The 6719-nt window shown below is 74.7% G+C and carries 6 protein-coding genes and 1 pseudogene; all 7 read left to right on the top strand.

All coding sequences use genetic code 11. The annotated features are described in order from the left end of the window. Positions 1-303: pseudogene (locus tag E1264_RS44135) on the top strand (FAD-binding oxidoreductase); the annotation flags it as partial. Between the two features lie 240 nt (positions 304-543). Next, the gene (locus E1264_RS38365; protein ID WP_132181782.1) at positions 544-2100 is read left to right on the top strand and encodes a DUF4331 domain-containing protein; all 1557 of its coding nucleotides are present in this window, start codon (positions 544-546) and stop codon (positions 2098-2100) included. Further along, positions 2100-3377 (top strand): hypothetical protein, encoded by a 1278-nt coding sequence (locus E1264_RS38370; RefSeq protein WP_132181784.1) that lies wholly within the window; start codon positions 2100-2102, stop codon positions 3375-3377. The genes E1264_RS38365 and E1264_RS38370 overlap by 1 nt, the downstream gene beginning before the upstream one ends. Continuing rightward, complete coding sequence (locus E1264_RS38375) at positions 3374-4885, top strand: nickel transporter (RefSeq protein ID WP_132181786.1); 1512 nt, start codon at positions 3374-3376, stop codon at positions 4883-4885. The genes E1264_RS38370 and E1264_RS38375 overlap by 4 nt, the downstream gene beginning before the upstream one ends. 121 nt (positions 4886-5006) lie before the next feature. Beyond that, positions 5007-5594 carry an ECF RNA polymerase sigma factor SigK gene (gene sigK / locus E1264_RS38380; protein WP_132181788.1) on the top strand — a complete coding sequence of 196 codons (588 nt, stop codon included), beginning with the start codon at positions 5007-5009 and terminating at the stop codon, positions 5592-5594. Then, positions 5591-6430 carry an anti-sigma factor gene (locus tag E1264_RS38385; RefSeq protein WP_132181790.1) on the top strand — a complete coding sequence of 280 codons (840 nt, stop codon included), beginning with the start codon at positions 5591-5593 and terminating at the stop codon, positions 6428-6430. Before sigK ends, E1264_RS38385 begins: the two co-directional genes overlap by 4 nt. Before the next feature lie 40 nt (positions 6431-6470). Next, positions 6471-6614, top strand: coding sequence for a hypothetical protein (locus E1264_RS38390; protein WP_207936796.1), 144 nt, complete (start codon positions 6471-6473; stop codon positions 6612-6614). Positions 6615-6719: the final 105 nt, after the last annotated feature.

The following is a 6719-nucleotide window of genomic DNA, read 5'->3' on the forward strand; positions in this document are numbered from 1 at the left end:
GCCCTCGCCGGCGGCCGGGACGCGCGCGACCTCACCGGCGACCTCGTGTCCCGGGCCGTCCGGATCCTCCCCGGCCTGGCCGCGGCCACCGGCGTCCTCGTGCGGACGGGGCAGCGCGTCCTCCCGCAGGGCGGCTATCCGAGCATCGGCGGCGTCCCCGGGCTCCCCGGCTACTACGAGGCCGTCACGCACAGCGGGATCATCCTCGGCCCCCTCATCGGCCGCCTGCTGGCCGAAGAGATCATCACCGGGCGGGTTCCGCCCCAGCTGAAACCCCACCGCCCGGCGGCCAAATCCCGGTGACCCCCGGCGCCCGCCCGCGCCCGCCGGGGCCGCGCCCCAGGTGACGGCGCGGGCGGGGCGTCTCCCGATGTGTTCGGCGATGACCGTAAGAGGACAGCGGCAATCAGATCCCCGGGCGGCCGCGAAGTAGTTGCGGGCATGGCGAAGGAACCGGTCGATCCGGCGCCGCGGCATACCAAGCCCAGCGCCACGGAACGGCGCCGCCGCGACGGCATCCGGACACCGGTAGGGGAATGCAGAATGCCGACAATCCATCCGCTCAGGACGCGCGTCGCCGCGCTGGTCGCCGCCGGAGGGCTGCTGGTCACCAGCGGGCTCCTCGGGCTGGCGCCGGAGCCGGGCGAGGCGTCCAGCCACCGCGAGGCGCCGCTCATCTCGGGGCAGCCGCAGTACGACAACACCGACGTGTACGCGTTCGTCAGTCCCGACAAGCCGGACACGACAACGCTGATCGCCAACTTCATCCCCTTCGAGGACCCGGCGGGCGGGCCCAACTTCTACAAGTTCGCGCGGGACGCCCGCTACGACTTCAACATCGACAACAACGGCGACGCGCAGCCGGACCTGATCTACCGGTTCGAGTTCAACGACTTCCTGAAGAACGGGAACACCTTCCTCTACAACACCGGGCCGGTGACGAGCCTGGACGACCCCGACCTCAACTTCACCCAGACCTACGACCTGACGCTGATCCGGCAGACCGACGGCAAGGTGACCCGCGTCAGCAAGCTCGCCGACAACGCGCCCGTGGCGCCGTCCAACGTGGGCAAGGCGTCCATGCCGAACTACCCGGTGCTGCGCCAGCAGGCGATCAGGCCGCTCGGCAACGGGTCCACCGCGTTCGCCGGCCAGGCCGACGACTCCTTCTTCATCGACCTGCAGATCTTCAACCTGCTGTTCGGGGGGAACCTCTCGGAGGTCGGCGACGACACCGTCAGCGGCTACAACGTGAACACGCTGGCCGTCCAGGTGCCGACGAAGGACCTGGTCACGGCCCAGGATCCGGTGATCGGCGTGTACTCGACCGTGCAGCGGCAGACCGCCTCGGGCGACTACACGCAGGTCTCCCGGCTCGGTGCCTCGCTGGTGAACGAGGTCGTCATCCCGCGCGGGAAGAAGGACACGTTCAACGCGTCCAACCCGTGGGCGGACGCGCAGTTCGCGCAGTTCGTCCTCGATCCCGAGGTGCCGAGGCTGATCGAGCAGCTCTACAAGATCCCGGCGCCGGCGACGCCGCGCAAGGACCTCGTCCAGGCGTTCCTGACCGGCGTGCCGGGGCTGAACCAGCCGAAGAACGTGCGGCCGGCCGAGCTGCTGCGGCTCAACACCTCGATCAGGCCGACGCCGAAGCCGGACCGGCTCGCCGTGCTGAACGGCGACAACCAGGGCTTCCCGAACGGGCGGCGGCTCACCGACGACGTCACCGACATCATCCTCCAGGTCGCCGAGGGCGAGCTGCTCGGCAGCAAGAACGACCTCGGCGACGCCGTCAACGCCAACGACCTCCCGTTCGAGAAGGCGTTCCCGTACGTGGCGCAGCCCAGGTCCGGGACCGACGCCCGCGGCCGCACCCCCGCCAAGGCGTCCGGCGGGGCCGCCCGTACGGGCGCGGACGGAAAGCCGATGAGCTTCCTCAACGCGGGCGCGTCCGAGCGCGTCGCCGACGAGGACGACGGTTCCGCGCTGGCCGGTGCGCTGCCCGCGGCGGCGCTGGCCGGCGGTGCGGCGTTCATGCTGACGGGCGGGCTGCTGTGGTGGCGGCGCCGGCGTCCCGTCACCGGACGGCTCGAGGTCTGATGCGCCGTCCGCTCATCGCCGGGGTCTCGGCCGCCGGGCTGGTCGCGGTGCTGACGTTCGGATCGGCGGTCGCCCCCGTCCGCTCCTCCGACACGTCCGCCACGACCGGGGCCGCGGTGGCCGGGGCCCCGGCCTCGGCCTCGGGGTCGGCGTCCGCGAACGTCGCGGCGCTGCAGAAGCATCTCCGCGCGCAGCCGCGCGACGCCGCCGGGTGGGCGGCGCTCGGGTTCGCGTACGTGGAGAAGGCCCGGGTGACCGGCGACACCACGTACTACCCGAAGGCCGAGGGCGTCCTGCGGCGCTCGCTGCGGGAGGCCCCCGGCAACGACACGGCGCTCGCCGGGCTGGGCGCGCTGGCGGCGGCCCGGCACGACTTCCACGGCGCGCTGCGCCACGCCGACCGCGCGCTGGAGGCGAACCCGTACGGGGAGCGGGCGGCGGCCGTCCGGGTGGACGCGCTCGTCGAGCTCGGCCGCTACGACGACGCTCTGGCGGCGGCGCTGCGCGCGGACGCCCGACGCCCCGGCATCCCGATCTTCACGCGGCTCGCGTACGTGCGGGAGCTGCGCGGGGAGGTCCGGGAGGCGCGGCGGGTGCTGGACCTGGCCCGCGAGTCCGCCATCGAGCCCGGCGACCGCGCCTACATCGCGACCCAGCTCGGGGAGCTCGCCTGGAACGGCGGCGACCTCGACCGGGCCGGGCGCGAGTACGCCGAAGCGCTGCGGGTGTCGCCCGGTCACCTGCCCGCCCTCGACGGGCAGGCCCGCGTCCGCGCGGCGCGCGGCGACGTGAAGGGGGCGCTCGCGGACCGGGCGGAGATCGTCCGGCGGCTGCCGCTGCCGGAGTACCTGGCCGGGTACGGGGAGCTGCTGGAGTCGGCGGGACGCCCGGACGAGGCGAAACGGCAGTACGCGGTCGCGGCGGCGTGGGCCCGGATCGCCAGGGCCAACGGCGTCGACGCCGACCTGGAGACGGCGCTGTTCGAGTCCGATCACGGTGACCCGAAGGCGGCGCTGCGCGCGGCGCGGGCCGAATACGACCGCCGCTGCCCCGCCCCGCGCCCGGGCCGGAAGGTGCGGCAGTGCAGCGTCCACGCGGCCGACGCGCTCGCCTGGGCCCTGCACGTCAACGGGCGCGACGAGGAGGCGCTCCCCTACGCCCGCCAGGCGACGGCGACGGGATACCGCCGCCCGCAGTTCCGCGCCCACCTGCGCGCGATCGAGAAGGCGCTCGGCACGCGGCCGGGCGGGAGCCGTGACCTGGAGGACGCATCATGATCGCCTTCGCGCTCGCGGCCGGGCTGGTCGCCGCGCACCCGCTGGGCAACTTCAGCGTGAACCACTACGACGGGCTGGTCGTGGCCCCGCACGAACTGCGGATCGACCATGTCGAGGACCTCGCCGAGATTCCGGCCGCGCAGGCCCTTCCGCAGGTGGAGACCGATGGTGACGGCCGTCCGTCCGTCACGGAACTCGGCGCCTGGGCGGACGGGGTCTGCGGGCGCGCGGCCGCGTCGTTCCGCGTCACGGTGAACGGGCGGGCCGTGACCGCGACCGTCGCATCGGCGTCCGCCACGGCACCGAAGGGCCAGGCGGGGCTGCCGACGCTGCGGACGGAATGCCGGATCACCGCGCCCGCCGGACCCGGCACGATCTCGTTCCGGGACGGCGGCGCGGCGGACGGCCGGGTCGGCTGGCGGGAGATCACGGCGCGGGGCGACCGGATGACGCTGTCCGCGTCCGACGTGCCGGAGACGTCCCGCAGCGGACGGCTCACCAGCTACCCGGAGGACATGCTCGCCTCGCCGCTCGACCAGCGGACGGCGACCCTCACGGCGCGCGCGGGCGGCCCGCCGCTCGCGGCGTCCGGGCCCGGCGGCGGATCCGGCGGCGGATCCGGCGGCGGGGCCGAGCGGCTGCTGCCGCGCGGCGCGGACGGGCTCACCCAGCGGTTCACGTCCCTGGTCGCGCGGCACGACCTCACGCCCGGCTTCGCCGCCCTCGCCTTCCTGGTCGCGCTGGTGCTCGGCGCGCTGCACGCGCTCGCCCCCGGGCACGGCAAGACGATCATGGCGGCGCACGCGATCGGCGAGAGCCGGAACCGGACCCGGGACATCCTCACCCTGGGCCTCACCGTCACGGCCACGCACACCGCGGGCGTCCTCGTCCTCGGGCTGCTCGTGACGACCGGAACGCTCCTCGCACCCGACGCGCTGTTCCCCTGGCTCGGCGCGGCCGGTGGCGTCCTCGTCACAGCGGCCGGAGCCCTCCTCCTACGCCGCGCCCTGCACAACCGCCACGGACATGGACACGGCCACGGACACGGCCACGGGCATGGGCATGGGCATGGCCACGGGCATGGCCACGGGCATGGCCACGGGCATAGCCACGGGGACGGGCACCGCCACGGGAACTCCGACGAGCACGGGCACGATCATCGCGGGTCGCGGCGCGGCGGGGTGGTGCTGCTGGGGCTGGCGGGCGGCATGGTCCCGAGCCCGTCCGCGGTCGTGGTGCTGGTCGGCGGCGCGGCCATCGGGCGGATGTGGTTCGGGATCGTCCTCGTCCTCGCCTACGGGCTCGGCCTGGCCGCCGCGCTCGTGACGGTGGGCCTGCTCGTCGCCGGTTCCGGTCGCGTCCTCGCGCGGCGCGTCCTGGCCGGGCTCGCCGGGCGGCGCATTCTGGCCAAGCGCGCGCGGCTTCCGTCCGGAATGATGCCTATCGGGACGTCCGCGACCGTCGTCGTCCTCGGGGTCGGGCTCACGCTGCGCAGTCTCGTTCTGTGAACGCTCATCATCCAGGACGGCTCCGGACGCGAAGTACCGGACGGGCAGACGGTCGAGCGGAGCTCGTCCGTTGAACGGCGGTGGGCGGGGGCTGGAGGACGGTCAGGGAGAGGAGCGCGGCATGGCGACAGGGACGAGACCGCCGGACAACGGCACCGTGCCCGGTCATGACGCCGACGCGCTCCTCGGCCGGACGGCGCGCGGCGACGAGCGCGCGTTCGAGCAGCTGTACGACGTGGTGGCGGCACCGGTGCACGGCCTCGCGCGGCGGATCGTCCGGGATCCGGCGATGGCCGAGGAGGTGACGCAGGAGGTCATGATCGAGGTGTGGCGGTCCGCGGCCCGCTACGACCCGGGGCGCGGCTCCGCCATGGCCTGGATCATGACGATCGCGCACCGCAGGGCCGTGGACCGGGTGCGGCGCGAGCAGTCCGCGGGCGAGCGGGAGGCGCGGGCCGCGCGGCACGGCCCCGGCGCCGCGCCCGATCCGGTGGGCGAGCGGGTCGAGACGCGGATGGAGCACGAGCGGGTGCGCCGCTGCCTGGACGCGCTGACGCGGCTGCAACGCGAGTCGGTGACGCTCGCCTACTACGGCGGGCACACGTACCGTGAAGTCGCCGAACTGACCGGGGCCCCGCTGAACACGGTGCGGACCCGGATGCGCGACGGCATCGTCCGCCTGCGCGACTGCCTGGGGGTGGAGCGATGAGGGAGGACGTGCACGCCCTCGCCGGCGCGTACGCGCTGGACGCGATCGACGACGCGGAGGAGCGGCGGCTGTTCGAGTCGCATCTCGCCGGGTGCGAGACCTGCGCGGCCGAGCTCTCCGAGTTCCGGGCGACGGCGGCGCGGCTCGGCGTGGCGGTCGCGGAGGCGCCGCCGCCGCGGCTGCGCGGCCGGGTGCTGGCGGACATCCGGCGGGTCCGGCAGCTCCCGCCGGTCACCCCGGGCCTGCCGCCGGACGCCCCGGCCCAGCCGCCGGACGCGCCGAACCAGCGGCCGGACATGACACTCCAGGGACCGGACGCGCCGAACCGTCCCCCGGACACCCAGAGCGAGGCGCGCGCCCGGGTCGAGCCGATCCGGTCCAGGCGGTGGCGGCGCGCCGCCGTCGCGGGGCTCGCGGCCGCGGCATGCCTGGTGACGGCGGTCTCCGTCGCGGAGGCGGTCCGGGAACGGCAGCGCGTGGAGCAGGCCGAGGACGCGTACCGCGACGTGGCGTCCGTGCTGTCCGCGCCCGACGCGCGGTCGGCGACCGGCATCGCCCGGGGCGGCGGGACGGTGACGATCGTCGCGTCCGCCTCCCGCGGCCGGGTCGTCGTCGCTTCCTCGGGGCTGCCTGGGCTGCCGTCCGCGCGGGCGTACCAGCTGTGGCTGATCGACGGGAACGGCGCGCGGCCGGCGGGCCTGCTCCCGGCCGACGGGACCCGGGCGGTCGTGGCGGGGACGTGGCGTCCGGCGGACAAGCTGGGCGTCACGGTCGAGCCGGCGGGCGGCTCGGCGCGACCGACCACGGAGCCGATCGTCCTGGTCGAGACCACCTGACCCCTTGTCGTCTCTTTGACGATATGTGACGATGACGGGCATGTCGGTGAACGTCCCGCTCGGTCCGCTGCTCGAACCCGCCTTCCATCTCGGTTCCGTCCCCACCACGTGGGCGGAGCTGCTCGGCTTCGCGACCGGCGCGGTCAACGTGTGGCTCGTCGTCCGGCAGAACATCCTGAACTGAACGCGGGACGTCCCGATAGGGCTCTGACCTGCGGCGCGGCGTGTCAGCCGTCCTGGGAGTGCACTTCCAGTGCACCCTGTTCGCCGTCGACGACCTCGTACTGCG

Source organism: Actinomadura sp. KC216, from assembly GCF_004348535.1.
GTDB lineage: Bacteria > Actinomycetota > Actinomycetes > Streptosporangiales > Streptosporangiaceae > Spirillospora.